Origin of the sequence: Blautia segnis (genome assembly GCF_014287535.1) — a bacterium.
GTDB lineage: Bacteria > Bacillota > Clostridia > Lachnospirales > Lachnospiraceae > Blautia_A > Blautia_A acetigignens.
This window is the reverse complement of the sequence record NZ_JACOOT010000014.1, coordinates 148,736-165,261: the sequence shown is the minus strand read 5'-3', so window position 1 is coordinate 165,261 and position 16,526 is coordinate 148,736. Positions and strand designations below refer to the sequence as shown.

Genomic DNA, 16,526 nt, shown 5'->3' with positions numbered 1-16,526 from the left:
CAGAGGCAAACTTTGTTCACAAAACATTTCGTAAAACATTGCCTTTGAAAAGTTACATCCAGACTGTAATTTATTTCGCAGTCTTCTCGATGGTAAAGGTATCGTCAATTGCCTCAACGCTGCCGTCATCTGTGATCTGATAAGTGTCAATGGAGAATTTCGCTGCATCCATTGTGATGATAGAATAACTTGGAAGCCAGTTCTGGCTGCGGGCTGCGATGTAATCCTGCTGTGTGGAAACCAGCTCATAGAACTTGGAACCGGAAGCGGAGTTTGCGGTCATGTAAAGGGTTCCCTGGGGATCGGTTACTGTATTTCCGTCCACCTCCTCGATGGTGTAACACTGGTTGTCTTCGTGGAATGCATCAAGTGCTGCCTGTGCTTCTGTATCTCCGTCTTCCGGATTTAAAGTAATCTGCTCGCCTGTCTCTACATTTGCAGCATGATCCCAGTCATAATCTGTTCCATCTGCATTCAGACTGAACTCATAGCTCTGATGGGTCTGTCCGTCACCGTAAAGAAGTTTGGAACGGCTGTAGGTGTGGTCATGTCCCTGAAGCACTACGTCAATATCGTTTGCGTCAAAGATTGGAGTGAGCTGTGTACGAAGGATCATTCCGTCTGTATCAGAGTGGTCAAGACCGGAACCGTAAATATCCTGATGGATGGTAACCACACGCCAGGTTGCATCCGAGTAAGCTTTTACTGCTTCCTCGATGGTATTCTGATGCTCTGCTACGTTGTAGTTGTTGGTGTTCAGAACAATGAAAAGTCCGTCGCCATAGCTGTAGTAATAGTCACCGCCAGCTGCTGTTTTTCCATTTTCTGTGTTGTTCGGGTTGTTGAAATGGTATGCATAGTCCGGATTCAGGGAATCGTGGTTTCCGATGGTAGTTGCTACCGGAAGACTTGTAAGAGCGTCTGCGCTTAAATAGGAAGCGTACTCTTCTTCCTTTGCTGCACCTGTTTTGTTTACCTGATCACCTGCGGAAATTACAAAGTTTACGTCTGGATTTTCAGCAAGTGCAGTGTTTAAAGTACGGTTCCAGGAAAATCCGTCGTTTCTTGCGGCTGTGTTTGCAGCACCGTCATCTGGAACCAGCTCTGCGCCGTCCTGGGTCTGGCCTTTGGAAGCACCTACCTGCGGGTCACCTACGTAGATCATTTTTACGGTATCAGTGCTCTTGGTTGTATATTCAACAGGCTCGGTCTGCTCACCGTTTTTCTCAACCGTATAATAATATGTGGTGTTCGGCTCAAGTCCTGTAACGGTTACGTGGTTGTATTCGTAAGCTTTATCGCCTGTGAAATCCTGGTCTACTTCTCCTGAAGTTCCTTCGAACGTATCCAGAGCATCCTTGTCTGTTCAGAAATGAACAACAGGTGTTGCAGCTGCATCTGTCTTTTCACTGTACCATACGAAATTCAGTTCGGTGTCGTCTTTTCCTGGGGTAAGGGAAACCTTGGTAAAATCAGAAGCGGTCTCATCCCAGTTTGCTACCCATTCATCCCAGCCTGTCTCAGCACCAACAATACTGCTGTCTGTGTAATGCTCGGTGGATGCAAATGCTGTGGAACAAACGGTGGTCATGGCAAAAACAGTTAAAACTGCGGCGATATATTTTCTTTTCATAATAATCAAATACTCCTTTCAGATGTGGGGGAAGGAAACTTGCGGGCCCTTATTTCCCTGTCCGAAAGGAGTATAGCATTCTAATTTTCAGAAAACAATATGGTTTTCTGTCATTTGACGCACATTTAACATTACGATCACATGCGCAGTAGGTTCTTTTTTCAGTTCTTTACACTGTTTACGTTGTTTTAACAATTCGTACCAGATTTTATCCCACCTGCTTTGCCTTTGGATAAATTCTCGCCATCCGTGCATCGTCAAAGTGTTCATCTACCCAGCTTTCAAAACTATTGGAAGCCTCTATTCCATTGCTTCTGGTATTATAACGGGCAAGAGCAGCACTGGAAACCACCCCATCAGCAAGCATGAAGATCAGAAGAAGCCAGGTGATGATCTTGCCTGGTTTTACCGGGATTTTCTCGATCAGACGGGAAACTCTGGGGTAAAGGATCTTGAACCATGCCACTGCGGCAAAGCCCCAGAAAAAGCAGTACAGAAGGTTGATCCTTCCTGCAAGGTTAAAAGGAATGTCGCTGTAATCCCAGAACACCGTTCCAAATACAGCTTCCGTAAACACGCTGCAGATATATTCGTAAGCGCCGCCAAGGAAGGTTCCCATCCAGAAAAGGAACTGCTCGGAGCGGTTTCGATAGCGGTAAAGCAGCGCAGTAACTGCCGCAATGGCAAGTCCCCACACAATGCTGAAATCTCCCCACACCACACTGCTTCGGCTCATCCAATATCCAGCTGTGATCCGGCAGAAAATGGTCTCTGTGATATCCCCCAGAAAGGCACCGATAAAAAACAAAAGCACAACCTTATAAAAACTGCATCCATAAGCAAAAATTTCCGGATGTGCCTCTTCTTTCTCTGTATGCTGCTTCTGCGGATAAGCCTTGGTAATTCGTCGGTTTACAAAATCATCAATTTTTGTTCCAAGCTTCCAGGTCACAGAATCCAGGTTTTTCTCTGTGGCGATCCATCTCTCCGGATTTTTGCTGTGTCCAAAAAGAATCGTCAGGGTAGCTCCCGCATCCACTGCCAGAACGCCCAGAACCACCAAAATCAGGATTCTGCCCAGCAGCTGAGGAAGCAGATCATACACGCTTATGCAAAGCCCGTTTCCAATCTTGATGACAAATACGCCCAGAAGACCCCAGACACAGGAAGTAGGAACACTGATATAACCATCCAGGTTCCATTTCATTTTGCGGTAATCCCACCATCTCTCGTGGTACCACATCTCGATCAAATGCCCTGCAATCCACTCCACCAGGGATGCCACAATGGCAGAGCCGATAAACAGCCAGATGCCTGTCAGTTCCCTTGTAAACGCGGTAATAAAGAATCCGCCGAAGCCATAGACCAGACAGAAAGGTCCGTTAATAATGCCTCGGTTTGCAAATTTCTTCTGTTTCAGGGATGCCAGAACTGTCTCAAGGGCCCATCCTGCAAAGGAATAGACCAGAAACAGCCAAAGTAATTTCCAGATCATATGCGTGTCTCCTCTTTTGTGTATTTTATTGAAAATCTGATTCAAACATCATATCACACCTATATCAAGAAAGAAAGCCTGACTCCTGTCCGTTCACAAAAAATATCTCTTACAATACGATCTGACAAATGTTCACCATTCCGTTCTGCCAAAACAAAAACCTGCATTTCGGGCAATACACATAAAATTTGCTTTATGCGTCATTCACCCAAAATGCAGGTCTACTCTTATAAATTCACTTTATTATTACTCAAAATACCAGGAAATCACACTTCCCGGATAACTCCTCTCGGGCAAGCTTCCTTACAAGCTCCGCATCCTGTACACTTCTCATAGTCAATATGTGCACAGAAATTCTCAACGGTAACCGCACCGTTCGGGCAGGTCTTCTCGCACTTCTTACAGCCGATACAGCCAACCTCGCAGGCTGCTGTCACCTGTTTGCCCTTGTCGTGGGAGCTGCAGTCTACCGCCACCTTCTGGGAGTATGGAATCAGCTCGATCAGGTGTCTTGGACATTTTGCCACGCACTTGCCGCAGGCTTTACATGCTTCCTTATCCACCACTGCAATGCCGTCCACAATATGGATTGCCCCAAACGGACAGACCTTCACGCAGCTTCCGAAGCCGCAGCATCCATACGTACAGGCCTTCGCACCGCCGTTTGGCACGAAGGGAAGCATTTCGCAGTCTTCCACACCTGTGTAAATATACTCTTCCTTTGCCTTCTCACAGGTTCCGGAACATTTCACATGGGCAACCTGACGGGCAGTCTCCACTGCCTCCTGGCCCATAATTCCTGCAATGATTTTTCCAACCGGCTCGCCGCCTACCGGACAGCGGTTTACAGGCGCTTCGCCTTTGGCAATGGCTGCTGCCAGACCGTCACAGCCCGGATATCCGCATCCGCCGCAGTTATTTCCAGGAAGCGCTTCTCTGATGGCAACTTCCTTCTCATCCACCTCAACAGCAAACTTTTTTCCGGCAACTCCAAGGAACACACCGATGAAAAGTCCTACTGCCGCAACCAGAATGGTCGCTCCTATAATCGCACTTATATTCATCCTTACGCCTCCTTAGATCAAACCTGAAAATCCGAAGAATGCAATTGCCATCAGTCCTGCTGTCAGAAGTACAGTTGGGAATCCCTGGAATGCCTCCGGGATATCGTTGTACGCAATTTTCTCACGGATTCCTGCCATCAGCACAATGGAGATGGAGAAACCGAAAGCAGTTGCAAAACCGTTTACAGTACCCTCCAGGATATTATAGTCCTTCTGCACGTTTGTAAGGGCCACGCCAAGAACTGCACAGTTGGTGGTGATCAGAGGCAGATACACGCCAAGTGCCTTGTAAAGAGAAGGCATGCTTTTCTTCAGGAACATTTCCACAAACTGTACCAGCGCTGCAATGATCAGAATGAACACGATGGTCTGCAGATAAGTCAGATCCAGAGGCTGCAGGATCAGCTTGTAGATCACACTGGTTACAAAGGAGGACAGGGTGATTACGAAAATAACCGCACCGCCCATACCAGCTGCTGTATCCGTAGTTTTGGAAACACCAAGGAACGGACAAAGCCCCATAAACTGGCTGAGGACTACGTTATTGACAAGCGCAGAGCTTACAATGATCAGTAATAATTCTTTCATCTTCTCCTACCCCCTTTTTCCTGAGCACATGGAATTTCCGCAGGAAGCACAGCCGCCCTTGCAGTCCGGATTGCTTGGATCAATGCCCCGTTTGGCAGCGCCAAGCTTGAATTTGTTCTGGATTGCAGATAAAAACGCAAGGACAAAGAATGCGCCAGGTGCAAGAATGAAAATGGTTACAGGCTCATAGCCCATTTTGCCAGCTGCAGCATCTGCAAGCGGAAGGATCTGTTTGCCGAAAATAGTTCCGGCACCGATCAGCTCACGTACTGCACCGATGCAGGTGATGCTTAAGGTAAAGCCAAGTCCCATTCCAATGCCGTCAAACAGGGACGGGATTGGTTTGTTCTTGGAAGCATAGGCCTCTGCTCTTCCCAGGATGATACAGTTTACAACGATCAGCGGAATATAGATTCCAAGGGAAGAATACAGGAAAGGAATAAAGCCCTGCAGAAGCATCTGTACAATTGTTACAAAGGACGCAACTACCACAATGTAGGCTGGCATACGCACGCTGTCCGGAATAAAATTGCGGAGCAGAGAGATCATCAGGTTGGATGCAGCCAGAATTACCGTTGTAGTAAGTCCCATTCCAATACCGTTGATGGCAGATGTGGTAATAGCCAGTGTAGGACACATACCAAGCATCAGCACAAAGGTAGGATTTTCTTTGATGATACCGTTAATCAGTCGTTCAGATGGTGTATTCTTTTTCATTGCTGACTGCCCCCTTTCTCATAACGAAATGCGGCAAGTCCGGCATTCACGCCATTTGTCATGGCATTTGTGGTAATCGTCGCACCGCTTAAAGCGTCAATCTCATCATCAGATGTGGCGCCAGTCTTTGTGTATGTAAATTTCTCTACGTTTTTGTCCTTGAACTGGTTCTTGAAATCGTCTGTGGTGGCACGCATGCCAAGGCCGGCAGTCTCACTGATGGACAAAATAGAAATTCCATTTAAGGTTCCGTCATCCTGGATTCCCATAGCAAACTGGATATCTCCGCCGTAACCCTCGGAAGTGGTAACCGAAAAGGCATAGCCAAGCTCATTTCCAGCGTCATCCTTTGCAAGCATCACCTCATCAATGCTCTGGGCTTTGTAGCCGTTCTCATCCAGATAGCTCTCAAGGTCTGCATCTTCCCCGCTTGTAACTACTTCAAAGGAAGCTGCCTCTGCAAATACCGCCTTGTAGGCTTCTTCTTTTTCTTTTGCCTGCTGACTGGCAATGGGACCTGCGGTAATGTCATTGACAACACCAAGAAGCAGGCCGGAAATCAGTGTGATCACAGTCAGCGCAAGGGTATCTTTCACGATCTTGTTTTTCATTTCTTTGCGCCTCCTTTTCCAAAAGCAACCGGACGTGTGAAACGTTCAATCTGAGGTACCAGAAGGTTGCAGAAAATAATCGCATAGGAAACGCCTTCTGCGGAAGCTCCGAAAATACGGAAGATTCCGGTGAGAACACCCAGACAGACACCGTATACATATTGTCCCTTCACCGTGATGGGGCTTGTCACGTAGTCAGTGGCCATAAACCATGCGCCCAGCATCAGTCCGCCGCCGAAAAGGTGGGTAAACAGATAGTTTACGTCAAAGCCTTTGCCGGAAGCCAGCATGTAAATGATCACAAATACGGCAAAGCTGCCGATGTAGGTAAGAGGAATCCTTGCGCTGATCACCTTATAGCAAAGCAGGATGGCTGCTCCGATCAGGATGGCGATTACGGAAGTCTCACCGATGGTACCCTGGATATTTCCAATGAGCAGGTTCTTAATGGGAACAGAGGAGCCTGCCACAAAACCATGGTCGCGAAGAGCTGCCAAAGGAGTTGCCCCTGTCACACCGTCAACTGCGCCCTTGAAGCTGTCAGATACGGAAAAGTCCGTCATTTTTCCCGCAAAGGAAATCATAAGGAAACAGCGGGCAGCAAGGGCCGGGTTCATAAAGTTTTGGCCAAGACCGCCGAACAGCTGTTTTACCACAATAATTGCAAAAATACTGCCAAGTGCCGGAATCCATAAAGGAATTCCTGCAGGCATGTTCATGCCGATCAGAAGACCTGTGACAACTGCACTGAAGTCTCCGATGGTGTTTGGTTTGTGCATGAAATGATCATATAACCACTCTGCAAGCACTGCACTGCCGATGGATACCACCAGAATGGCCAGTGCCTTGAATCCGAAATTATAAATTCCCACTATGGCTGCAGGCAAAAGCGCGATGGCAACCAGCTGCATGATCTTCGCAGTGGTCATCCTTGCCCGGACATGGGGATTGGATGATACATTAAGCATTTGTTCCATGAGTTTCTTCCCCCTTATTATTTCTTTTTCCTGCTTGCCAGCACCATTTTACGCATGGATTTGATGCTCTGGGTCAGCGGACGCTTGGCCGGGCAGATGTAGCTGCAGCAGCCGCACTCGCAGCATTCCATTCCATCAAATTTCTGGAAGCTTTCCATATCGCCTCTCTGAGCAAAGGTTGCCAGCCTTGCGGGAATTACGTGTCCCGGGCAGACACTGACGCAGCGTCCGCAGTTGATGCAGGCTGTCTGCTGTGCATTTGCGTCTGATACAGGGTCGCTTTGCATACACAGAAGTGAGGAAGAGGTTTTCACACAAGGTACATGAAGATCATACATGGCAAAGCCCATCATAGGACCGCCGGAGATTACCTTTCCTGCGTGGTCCTTCAGACCGCCTGCCGCGTCGATCAGCTCGGCCATATCCGTTCCTGTACAGACTTCAAAATGAGCCGGGCGGTTGATGCCTTTTCCGGTTACCGTAAAAATACGCTTCATGATAGGTCTGCCAAGGGCTACCGCATCATATATGCTGCAGATGGTCTCCACGTTGTCTACAATACAGCCTGCATCTGCAGGAAGCATGGAGGAGTTGATCTCTCTTCCAGTCACTGCGTAGATCAGGGTTCGCTCACCGCCCTGGGGGTACTTGGTCATCAGTTCCTTGACTTCGATATTGGGGATGCCCGTTACCAGCTCTTTCATTTTCGCAATACAGTCTGGCTTGTTGTCCTCAATGCAGATACAGCCCTTTGCGTTTTTGAAAAGACCTACTACGATCTTCAGGCCTTCTACCACCTTCTCGGGCTGGTCCATCATGCGCCTGTAGTCGCTTGTCAGGTAAGGCTCACATTCTGCACCGTTTACCAGTATGTACTCAATCTTGTCCGGTTCCTTGGGGGAAAGCTTCACATGTGTGGGGAAGCCTGCACCTCCAAGTCCTACGACACCGCCGTCGCGGATTCTTCCGATAATTTCCTCACGGGTCAACCCCGCCGGATCTGCGGGAGTAAACTCTGTTTCCTCATATAATCCGTCATTTTCCACAATAATGGAATCCACCATGCTTCCGGTAGCTGTGAGCCGTTTCTCGATGCCTTTCACAGTTCCGGATACAGAAGCATGAATAGGGGAAGATACGAATCCGCCTGCTTCTGCGATCATCTGTCCTGCCAGCACATGGTCACCTTTTGCAACCACAGGCTTGGCCGGAGCACCAATGTGCTGGGACAATGGATACGCCAGATCAGCCTTGGGGAGATATTTCTCCACCGGGCAGTCCTTTGACATTTCTTTTCCCTCGAAGGGATGTACGCCGCCTTTAAAAGTTAACCGCACTAATATTCACCGCCTTTATAGTATTGATCACTGACTCTTTTGTCCGCAGCAACCTGATTTCTTTGTCTGATTTATAACTCTTTGTTTCCCTTTTGTCTGATTCGGACAACTCTCCGCCTTTCCCGACGGCAGAAAGCTGTTATGGTTATCTGTATGATTCATAAGACTTCCGCATTGAAAAAACTTATTATTATCTTTCATTCCTTCTAATGCGCTTCTGTTATTTCTGATCCGCATCTTTTTTTCTTTTGCCGAAACCGTATTTTTTGTGGATCTTATATCCACGGTTCAGATTCGGGTATGCCTTTACGAAACGCTGCATATTGTGGCTGACTTTTCCTGCCATTGCCTCTTTGCGCTTCTGCAGTTCCTCGGAGATATCGGTCATCATAACAGAGCGCTTCTCTTCCAGCTCCTTGATCAGGGCGATATCGTCCAGACGGCCAAGCTTGTCACCAAGCTGCTGCTTGATCTTCTCACGGGAAAGGCCGCTGCTCTCTTCCAGATTCTCCATCTTCTCACGGGCCTGCACAAGCAGCTCCACTCGCATCTGATCCAGCGCCTGCTCCCATGCAGGAATGCGCTCGTGGATGTGGAATGCTGCTGCTGCGGAAAAAGCGAAGTCCACAATGTAGACCACCGTAATCACACAGACCGCGATTTCTCCGGTTCTCCTGGAATACAACTCCACAAAATCCGATACAACCGGATGCAGCACCCGGAAAAGTCCTACCGTAAACAATCCCCATCCAAGGGAACAGCCAAGGCAGATACGTCCCTGGAAATTAAATTTCTTATCGCTGTAATCCCACCAGGATGTATGGAAAATGTTCTCCATCAATACCGCTGTCACATATTCCAGTGCAGTGGCGACTACAATTCCTCCTACAAATAAAAGAAGCAGATTTTCGCTTACCGGAAGAAGGATCAGATAAACGGCAAGTGCTCCGCAGCCATAGATGGTACACAACGGGCCGTTAATAAAGCCTCTGTTGATCAGCTTGCCTTTCCTTACAGATACGTAGCAGGTTTCCCACAGCCAGCCAAGAAAACTGTATATGTAAAACCAGTTGGCTATGTGATAGAAATCTACTCCATTAATTGCTAAATCCCACATGTGTTTCTCCTTTTCTTTTTATTAATGCCAGGTCTTGCTCCTTACAGCTTTTTGAACTTTTGGCCCTGGTATTTTATATATTCTGACTATTCTCTATATTCTACTATACCTCATTTTGTAAAAAAATTCACTACCTAAAAAGAAAAAAATTGTGTATAATTGAATACAATCCATGAAAGGAGTATAAGCAGGATGATTGTTAAAAAAATGCCGATTTTACAAGGGTTTCCAGACTTTGAGACTGTTAAAAATTTATCTGGGAACGGGGAAAATCAGGTAGATTTTGCCCCTTTATTTTACGATATTGAAACCACCGGATTAGGACGAAATTCCTCTTTTTTATACATGATCGGAGCTGTGTGCTATGAAGGAAATGAGGGCTGGCAGCTGTATCAGTGGCTGGCACCGGATTTTCGGGAAGAAAAGCAGCTTCTGGAGGTTTTTTCCGAATTTTTGAAAAAATTCACCTGCACCGTTCAATACAATGGCGATGCGTTCGACCAGCCTTATCTTCAGGCACGGCTTGCGTTTCATGAACTGCCGGATCCATTTGAAGGGCTTCCTTCTATTGACCTTTATAAGATTCTCCGCCCCTTAAAAGGATTTCTGAAGCTTCCAGGACTGAAACAGGAGCAAATGGAAGCCTTTCTTGGAGAACACAAGCGTGTCTACTGCAACGGCGGTGACTGCATCCGCATTTACAAAAAATATATGTCACGCAGGGAACAGACAGATCTGGATATTGTGATGGGACATAATATGGAGGACCTTCTGGGTCTTGGAGATGTGTTTAAGATGATGGGATATCTTTCCCTGAAAAGCGGAGATTTCCAGGCAAACGGAGCGGATTTCGACGAGGAAAACCTGATTCTGCAGCTGAAGCTTCCCTATACTCTTCCTGCCGCCTTTTCCAACCGCACTGAGGAGTTCTACATTACCGGACAGGAAAATCTGGTGAGCGTACTTACCTGCCCTGTAAACGGACGGATTCGCCAGTATTACAGTGATTACAAGCATTACGACTATCTCCCCGGCGAAGACATGGCCGTCCCAAAATCCATCAGCAAATTTATGGAAAAAGGGTTGAAGCAGTCCGCCACAAGAGACACCTGCTATACCTGGTTCCCCTGCTCGGAAGAGTTTCTGCAGAATTCAGAAAAGCAGAGACAATATCTGGTACATACCATGGAATATTTGTTCTGGAAGCTGAAATAACATAATTTAAAAGGAGACATCTTCCATCGTGGAAAATGCCTCCTTAAATTTCTGATAAGCCAAACTTACCAGTTCTCATTCTAATACGAAAAGCAACCGCCATTCACAATAACCTGTGAATGGCGGTAATTCTTTACATTATTCCTCTACAGGTGCGTCCTCTGCCGGAGCCTCAAGAGCCTTCATGCTCAGGCTGATCTTCTTGTCTTCACCATTGAAGTCAACAACCTTAGCCTGGATCTCCTGTCCGATGGAAAGTACATCAGATGGTTTTGCAACGTGCTCTCTGGAAATCTGAGATACATGAAGAAGTGCATCTACTCCAGGAGCAAGCTCTACGAATGCACCGAAGTCTGTCATACGAGCAACTTTACCTGTTACTACATTTCCAACTGCGAAATCCTCGGCTGCTGTAAGCCATGGATTCTCCTCCGGGAATTTCATTGTAAGAGCAATCTTCTCACCCTTGATGTCTTTGATCATAACCTTAACAGTCTCACCAACTGTGAAAACCTTCTTCGGGTTCTCTACTCTGCCCCAGGACATCTCAGAGATGTGAAGCAGTCCGTCAGCGCCGCCCAGATCAATGAATGCACCGAAATCTGTAACATTCTTAACAACACCGTCTACAGTATCGCCAACATGGATGCGCTCCATAAGCTCCTGCTGTTTCTTAGCCTTCTCAGCAACAAGAAGCTGTTTGCGGTTACCAATGATGCGGCGTCTTCTTGGATTGAACTCTGTGATAACGAATTCGATCTCCTGATCAGCGTATTTGCTGAGGTCTTTCTCATAAGTATCGGAAACAAGGCTTGCAGGGATGAATACACGAGTCTCCTCAACATTTACACATAATCCGCCGTCAAGTACCTGAGTTACAGGAGCAGTTAATACTTCCTGGTTCTCGAATGCTTCCTCAAGACGTTTGTTGCCTTTCTCTGCAGCAAGTCTCTTGTAGGTTAAGATAACCTGGCCTTCGCCATCGTTTACCTTAAGCACTTTGGCTTCCATGGAGTCACCTACATGTACAGCGTCGGTAAGTACTATGGAAGGATCATTGCTATATTCACTCTTGGTGATAATACCATCAGCCTTATAGCCAATGTTCAGGATAATTTCATCTTCTTTTACATCGATGACCTTTCCCTGTACGATTTCTCCATTTCTGATTGTTTTTACGGAATCTTCCAGCATCTGTTCAAAACTTAATTCTGACATGTTCTTGAACCTCCTCAATAATTTTCTTTGGGGTTGAAGCCCCTGCTGTAATACCTACATAACTACTGCATTGGAACATATCTGAATCCAAGTCTACAGGTGTTTGTATATAGTAAGTATTTTCACATTCCTTTTTACATATTTCAAACAGCTTTTGAGTATTGGAACTATGTCTGCCGCCTACGACCAACATAGTGTCTACCTCTCCGGCTATGCTCTTTGCTTCTCTCTGCCGTTCTTCGGTAGCATTACAAATAGTGTTTAAAATATTAAGAATATTTAAAACAGTATTATCATACCTCTTTTTGCGGAGAATTTCAACTAAATCTTTAAATTTATTGTAATTAAATGTTGTCTGCGACACAATACATATGTTTTTACCCGGCGGAGGCACAAAATCCAGCGCATCCTGTTCCGTTTTTATGACGGTGCAGGGACCCATGCACCAGCCGCAGATTCCTACAACCTCCGGGTGATCCGGATCGCCGATGATCACCACATGGGAACCTGCCCTGCTCTCTTTCTCCACGATCCTGTGGATCTTCAGCACAAAGGGACAGGTCACATCCACATAGGAAAGTCCGTATTCTTCCAGACGGTCGTACACTTCCTTTCCAACGCCGTGGGAACGGATCACTATGGTGCTGCCTTCCGGGAGCGTCTTCAGATCCTCCTCAGAGGCAACCCGGACGCCTTTTTTCTCCAGGTCGTTCACCACTTCCTCATTGTGAATAATGGGGCCAAGAGTAAACAGCTTGTCCGGATGGCTGCCGATCAGCTCGTAGACCTTGTCTACCGCGCGCTGCACACCAAAGCAAAAGCCTGCTGTTTTCGCAACCTTTACTTCCATGATTTATTCCACCTTATCTCTGTAAATTCCAAGAATTGCGGCTACCACTTCCTCAATGTTCATATTGGAGGAATCCACAAGCACTGCATCCTCAGCCTGGCGAAGAGGGGAAATCTCTCTTGTCATGTCCTGATGGTCGCGGATCTCGATATCCTTCTTAATATCTTCCAGATCTGCTTTCTCACCCTTGGCAAGGTATTCCTCATAGCGTCTGTTCGCTCTGGTCTCTACGCTTGCAGTGAGGAAAATCTTCACCTGGGCATCGGGCAGAACAATGGTTCCGATATCGCGGCCGTCCATTACCACATTGTTCTTCTCTGCAAGATTTCTCTGCAGGTTGAGAAGATGTGCGCGGACTGCCGGGTTGGCAGAGGTCTTGGACGCCATATTTCCCACTTCTTCCGTGCGGATACAGGCATTAACATTCTCCCCGTTCAGGATCACCAGCTGTTCTCCATCTTCATAGCGGATAGAAACCTCTGCTTCCTGACAGTGATCTGCAACTGCCTGGGAATCCGTTCCGTCGATTCCTTTCTTCTGCAGATAAAGTGCAACTGCACGGTACATGGCACCTGTATCTACATAGATAAATGAAAGCTCCTTTGCCACTCTTTTGGCAATGGTGCTCTTGCCGGCTCCTGCCGGTCCGTCAATGGCGATATTGCATCCCATTATTGTGTTACCTCCTGGTACATTTTGTATCTGATATCAGGGGCAAAAGGTCAAAAAGCTGTTCGTGCTTGCACGATAAAGCTTTTGAACTTGGGCCCCGCAGAATTGCGGGAGCTGCCTCGCAGCAGAGCAATTCGCAGATATCAGGTTAGGGTCAATTTTGACCCTAACATTCCTTATTTGATAATACCACATTTTCAGGCATTTTTCAACGCCATGGCAGCCAGATATGCGGTGGACCATGCAATCTGAAGGTTATAGCCGCCTGTTACCGCGTCCAGATCCAGCACCTCTCCAATGAAGTAAAGGTTCTTCACTTTCCTGGACTCCATGGTGCCCGGCTGTACCTCCTTCACGGAAACACCTCCTCTAGTGATAACCGCTTCCTTGTACTCTCCCATTCCATTGATGGTAAATGGGAACGCCTTCACCAGTTCTTCAAAGTGGATCCTCTCTTCCCTGGAAATGTCATGGATCTTCTTTTCCGGCGAAATTCCTCCAAGCTCCAGCATAACCGGCGTCAGAGAAGATGGGAAAAGTACCCCAATCACATTCTTAAACTGCTTATTCTGTCCTGCCTCAAACTCCCTTAAGATCCTGGCGTCCAGCTGCTCCATGGTAAGGGCCGGCTTTAAGTCCAGATAAGCATTAAGCTCGCCGGATTTCTGCAGCTGTTTGCCAATGTGGGCACTTGCAGATAAGATCATGGGACCAGTCACGCCAAAGTGAGTGAACATCATCTCGCCGAAATCCTGGAAAAGAACTTTCTTCCCGGATTTGATGGTCAGCTCTGTGTTCTTCAGGGAAAGACCCTGGATTCTGGGAATGTAGTCTTCTTTTGTTTTAAGGGGAACCAGAGACGGGGAAAGCTCTGTCACCTTATGGCCTGTCTCCTGGGCAAAGCGGTAGCCGTCTCCTGTGGAACCGGTCGCCTGATAGGAAAGCCCTCCGGTAGCAACCAGAACGCAGTCCCCCTCCAGGAAGTTTCCGTCAGATAACTGCACGCCTGTGACTCTGCTGTGGTGTGCCTTTTTCTCATCCACATCGGGTTCCTCATAAGGGTCAGCACTTACAGTTTTCACTTCTGTGCGAAGGTGAATGTGCACGCCTGCCTTCTTCAGTTCCCGCTCCAGGCCGCGGATAATATCAGAAGAACGGTCGGATACAGGGAATACACGATTGCCTCTTTCTGTTTTCAGCGGTACGCCTGCTTCCTCAAAAAACTCCATGACGTCCTGGGGTGTAAAGGAATAGAAGGCGCTGTACAGAAATTTGGGGTTGGACATCACTGCCTTGAACAATTCTTCCGTGTCACAGTTATTTGTAACATTACAGCGTCCCTTTCCTGTAATATACACTTTCTTTCCAAGCTTCTCATTTTTTTCCAGGATGTGGACTTCATGGTCTGCTCTTGCCAGGAAAACGCCTGCCATCATTCCGGCAGCCCCGCCGCCTACGATCAGTATTTTACTCATATAAAACCTTTCACATTTCTTTTTTAAAAAGACACGTGCAAATATTTTCTGCACGTGTCTTTCGTCATTGTTACCGCAGGTACAGCCATAACGGCTGCCCCTTCGGTAAATTATTCATCACTGATTAAACCGGATATGCTCCGTTCTTAGTATCAGCAGCAGTCTCATCAACCTTTGTCTGCTGAGCCTGACGATACTTGAAGAAATCAGTAGCAACCTGCGGGAACAGTGCATAGGACAGAACATCCTCATCCTGCTCCTTGTACTGTGCCATCTCTCCCTCAAGCTTATCCAGCTCGTTGTCCAGAAGGTCTGCCGGACGGCATGTGATCGGTTTTACATCACCGATGCACTTCTTCTGTACTTCCGGATTGAATGGTTTTGCTGTTGCGCCGTATTTTCCGCTGAGAACATCCTTTGTCTCTTTGGTAACCATCTTGTATCTCTCGCCCATAAGAACATTGAATACAGCCTGTGTACCAACGATCTGGGAAGACGGAGTAACAAGCGGCGGCTCGCCAAGGTCTTTACGAACACGCGGAACTTCCTCAAGAACATCATAGAATTTGTCTTCTGCATGCTGCTCCTTCAGCTGAGAGGTAAGGTTGGATAACATACCGCCCGGTACCTGATACAGAAGAGTCTTGATGTTTACACCAAGGTTCTTCGGATTAAGAAGACCGCTCTCAAGAGCCTCGTCACGCATTGGACGGAAGTAATCTGCGATCTCAGCAAGAAGCTGCTGATCAAAGCCTGTATCATATGGTGTTCCCTTGAAGGTCTCAACCATAACCTCTGTTGCAGGCTGGGAAGTACCAAGTGCAAATGGAGACATTGCGGTATCGATAATATCAACGCCAGCTTCAACAGCCTTTAAGTAAGTCATGGAAGCTACACCTGAGGTGTAATGTGTATGAAGATCGATCGGGATCTTAACAGTCTCCTTCAGTGCAGTAACAAGCTCTGTTGCTTTATATGGAAGAAGAAGTCCGGCCATATCCTTGATACAGATGGAATCTGCTCCCATTTCCTCGATACGTTTTGCAATGCTTGTCCAGTATTCCAGAGTGTAAGCATCACCAAGTGTATAGGAAAGCGCAACCTGTGCATGACCATGCTCCTTGTTTGCGGCATGTACAGCAGTCTGAAGGTTACGAAGGTCATTCATACAGTCAAAGATACGGATGATATCAATACCATTTGCCAGAGATTTCTGTACAAAGTACTCAACAACGTCATCTGCATATGGACGATATCCAAGAATGTTCTGACCACGGAAAAGCATCTGCAGCTTGGTGTTCTTGAATCCGTCACGTAATTTACGAAGTCTTTCCCACGGATCCTCATGAAGGAAACGAAGGCTCGCATCGAAAGTAGCACCGCCCCAGCACTCTACTGCATGGTAGCCTACTTTATCAAGTTTATCAACGATTGGAAGCATCTGCTCTGTTGTCATACGGGTTGCAATCAGGGACTGATGTGCATCACGCAGAATGGTTTCCACAATTTTAACAGGTTTTTTTTCAATTTCTGCCATAATTGTTCTCCTTATATTTT

Annotated in this window: 16 protein-coding genes; 1 reads left to right on the top strand and 15 read right to left on the bottom strand. The window is 47.0% G+C overall.

Translation table 11 applies throughout. The annotated features are described in order from the left end of the window. Window positions 1–70: 70 nt before the first annotated feature. From H8S54_RS06655 to H8S54_RS06615, 10 genes are all read right to left on the bottom strand, one after another. Window positions 71–1,165, bottom strand: a complete 1,095-nt coding sequence (locus H8S54_RS06655; RefSeq protein ID WP_243176674.1) for a metallophosphoesterase family protein — start codon at window positions 1,163–1,165, stop codon at window positions 71–73. Window positions 1,166–1,366: 201 nt separating this feature from the next. Then, the gene (locus tag H8S54_RS18155) at window positions 1,367–1,633 is read right to left on the bottom strand and encodes a hypothetical protein (RefSeq protein ID WP_243176672.1); all 267 of its coding nucleotides are present in this window, start codon (window positions 1,631–1,633) and stop codon (window positions 1,367–1,369) included. Window positions 1,634–1,841: 208 nt separating this feature from the next. Continuing rightward, complete coding sequence (locus H8S54_RS06650) at window positions 1,842–3,128, bottom strand: putative ABC transporter permease (protein WP_186901142.1); 1,287 nt, start codon at window positions 3,126–3,128, stop codon at window positions 1,842–1,844. 266 nt (window positions 3,129–3,394) lie between these two features. Then, window positions 3,395–4,192, bottom strand: coding sequence for an RnfABCDGE type electron transport complex subunit B (locus H8S54_RS06645; protein ID WP_117851856.1), 798 nt, complete (start codon window positions 4,190–4,192; stop codon window positions 3,395–3,397). 12 nt (window positions 4,193–4,204) lie between these two features. Beyond that, window positions 4,205–4,780 (bottom strand): electron transport complex subunit RsxA, encoded by a 576-nt coding sequence (gene rsxA, locus H8S54_RS06640; protein ID WP_021925525.1) that lies wholly within the window; start codon window positions 4,778–4,780, stop codon window positions 4,205–4,207. Between the two features lie 6 nt (window positions 4,781–4,786). Further along, a complete protein-coding gene (rsxE, locus tag H8S54_RS06635) occupies window positions 4,787–5,497 on the bottom strand; it encodes an electron transport complex subunit RsxE (RefSeq protein WP_021925526.1) in 711 nt (236 codons plus the stop codon). Next, window positions 5,494–6,108: an RnfABCDGE type electron transport complex subunit G gene (locus H8S54_RS06630; protein ID WP_021925527.1), complete on the bottom strand. Its 615-nt coding sequence runs from the start codon at window positions 6,106–6,108 to the stop codon at window positions 5,494–5,496. The genes rsxE and H8S54_RS06630 overlap by 4 nt, the downstream gene beginning before the upstream one ends. After that, a complete protein-coding gene (locus tag H8S54_RS06625) occupies window positions 6,105–7,085 on the bottom strand; it encodes an RnfABCDGE type electron transport complex subunit D (RefSeq protein WP_186901141.1) in 981 nt (326 codons plus the stop codon). Before H8S54_RS06625 ends, H8S54_RS06630 begins: the two co-directional genes overlap by 4 nt. Window positions 7,086–7,102: 17 nt before the next feature. Further along, complete coding sequence (rsxC, locus tag H8S54_RS06620) at window positions 7,103–8,422, bottom strand: electron transport complex subunit RsxC (RefSeq protein WP_021925529.1); 1,320 nt, start codon at window positions 8,420–8,422, stop codon at window positions 7,103–7,105. Window positions 8,423–8,642: 220 nt separating this feature from the next. Beyond that, window positions 8,643–9,539: a putative ABC transporter permease gene (locus tag H8S54_RS06615; protein WP_021925530.1), complete on the bottom strand. Its 897-nt coding sequence runs from the start codon at window positions 9,537–9,539 to the stop codon at window positions 8,643–8,645. Between the two features lie 192 nt (window positions 9,540–9,731). On the opposite strand from H8S54_RS06615, the gene H8S54_RS06610 reads away from it, so the two are divergent. Further along, window positions 9,732–10,754: a ribonuclease H-like domain-containing protein gene (locus H8S54_RS06610; protein ID WP_117851868.1), complete on the top strand. Its 1,023-nt coding sequence runs from the start codon at window positions 9,732–9,734 to the stop codon at window positions 10,752–10,754. 138 nt (window positions 10,755–10,892) lie between these two features. On the opposite strand, the gene rpsA is transcribed toward H8S54_RS06610, so the two are convergent. The 5 genes from rpsA to H8S54_RS06585 form a co-directional block, all read right to left on the bottom strand. After that, window positions 10,893–11,972: a 30S ribosomal protein S1 gene (rpsA, locus tag H8S54_RS06605; protein ID WP_117851872.1), complete on the bottom strand. Its 1,080-nt coding sequence runs from the start codon at window positions 11,970–11,972 to the stop codon at window positions 10,893–10,895. Beyond that, on the bottom strand, window positions 11,953–12,822 hold the full coding sequence (gene ispH / locus H8S54_RS06600; RefSeq protein WP_117851875.1) for a 4-hydroxy-3-methylbut-2-enyl diphosphate reductase: 870 nt from the start codon (window positions 12,820–12,822) through the stop codon (window positions 11,953–11,955). The genes rpsA and ispH overlap by 20 nt, the downstream gene beginning before the upstream one ends. Before the next feature lie 3 nt (window positions 12,823–12,825). Beyond that, the gene (cmk, locus tag H8S54_RS06595) at window positions 12,826–13,494 is read right to left on the bottom strand and encodes a (d)CMP kinase (protein WP_021924436.1); all 669 of its coding nucleotides are present in this window, start codon (window positions 13,492–13,494) and stop codon (window positions 12,826–12,828) included. Window positions 13,495–13,691: 197 nt separating this feature from the next. After that, window positions 13,692–14,969: a BaiN/RdsA family NAD(P)/FAD-dependent oxidoreductase gene (locus H8S54_RS06590; protein WP_186901140.1), complete on the bottom strand. Its 1,278-nt coding sequence runs from the start codon at window positions 14,967–14,969 to the stop codon at window positions 13,692–13,694. A 124-nt stretch (window positions 14,970–15,093) separates the two neighbouring features. Beyond that, complete coding sequence (locus H8S54_RS06585) at window positions 15,094–16,506, bottom strand: oxaloacetate decarboxylase subunit alpha (RefSeq protein ID WP_117851882.1); 1,413 nt, start codon at window positions 16,504–16,506, stop codon at window positions 15,094–15,096. Between the last annotated feature and the right edge of the window lie 20 nt (window positions 16,507–16,526).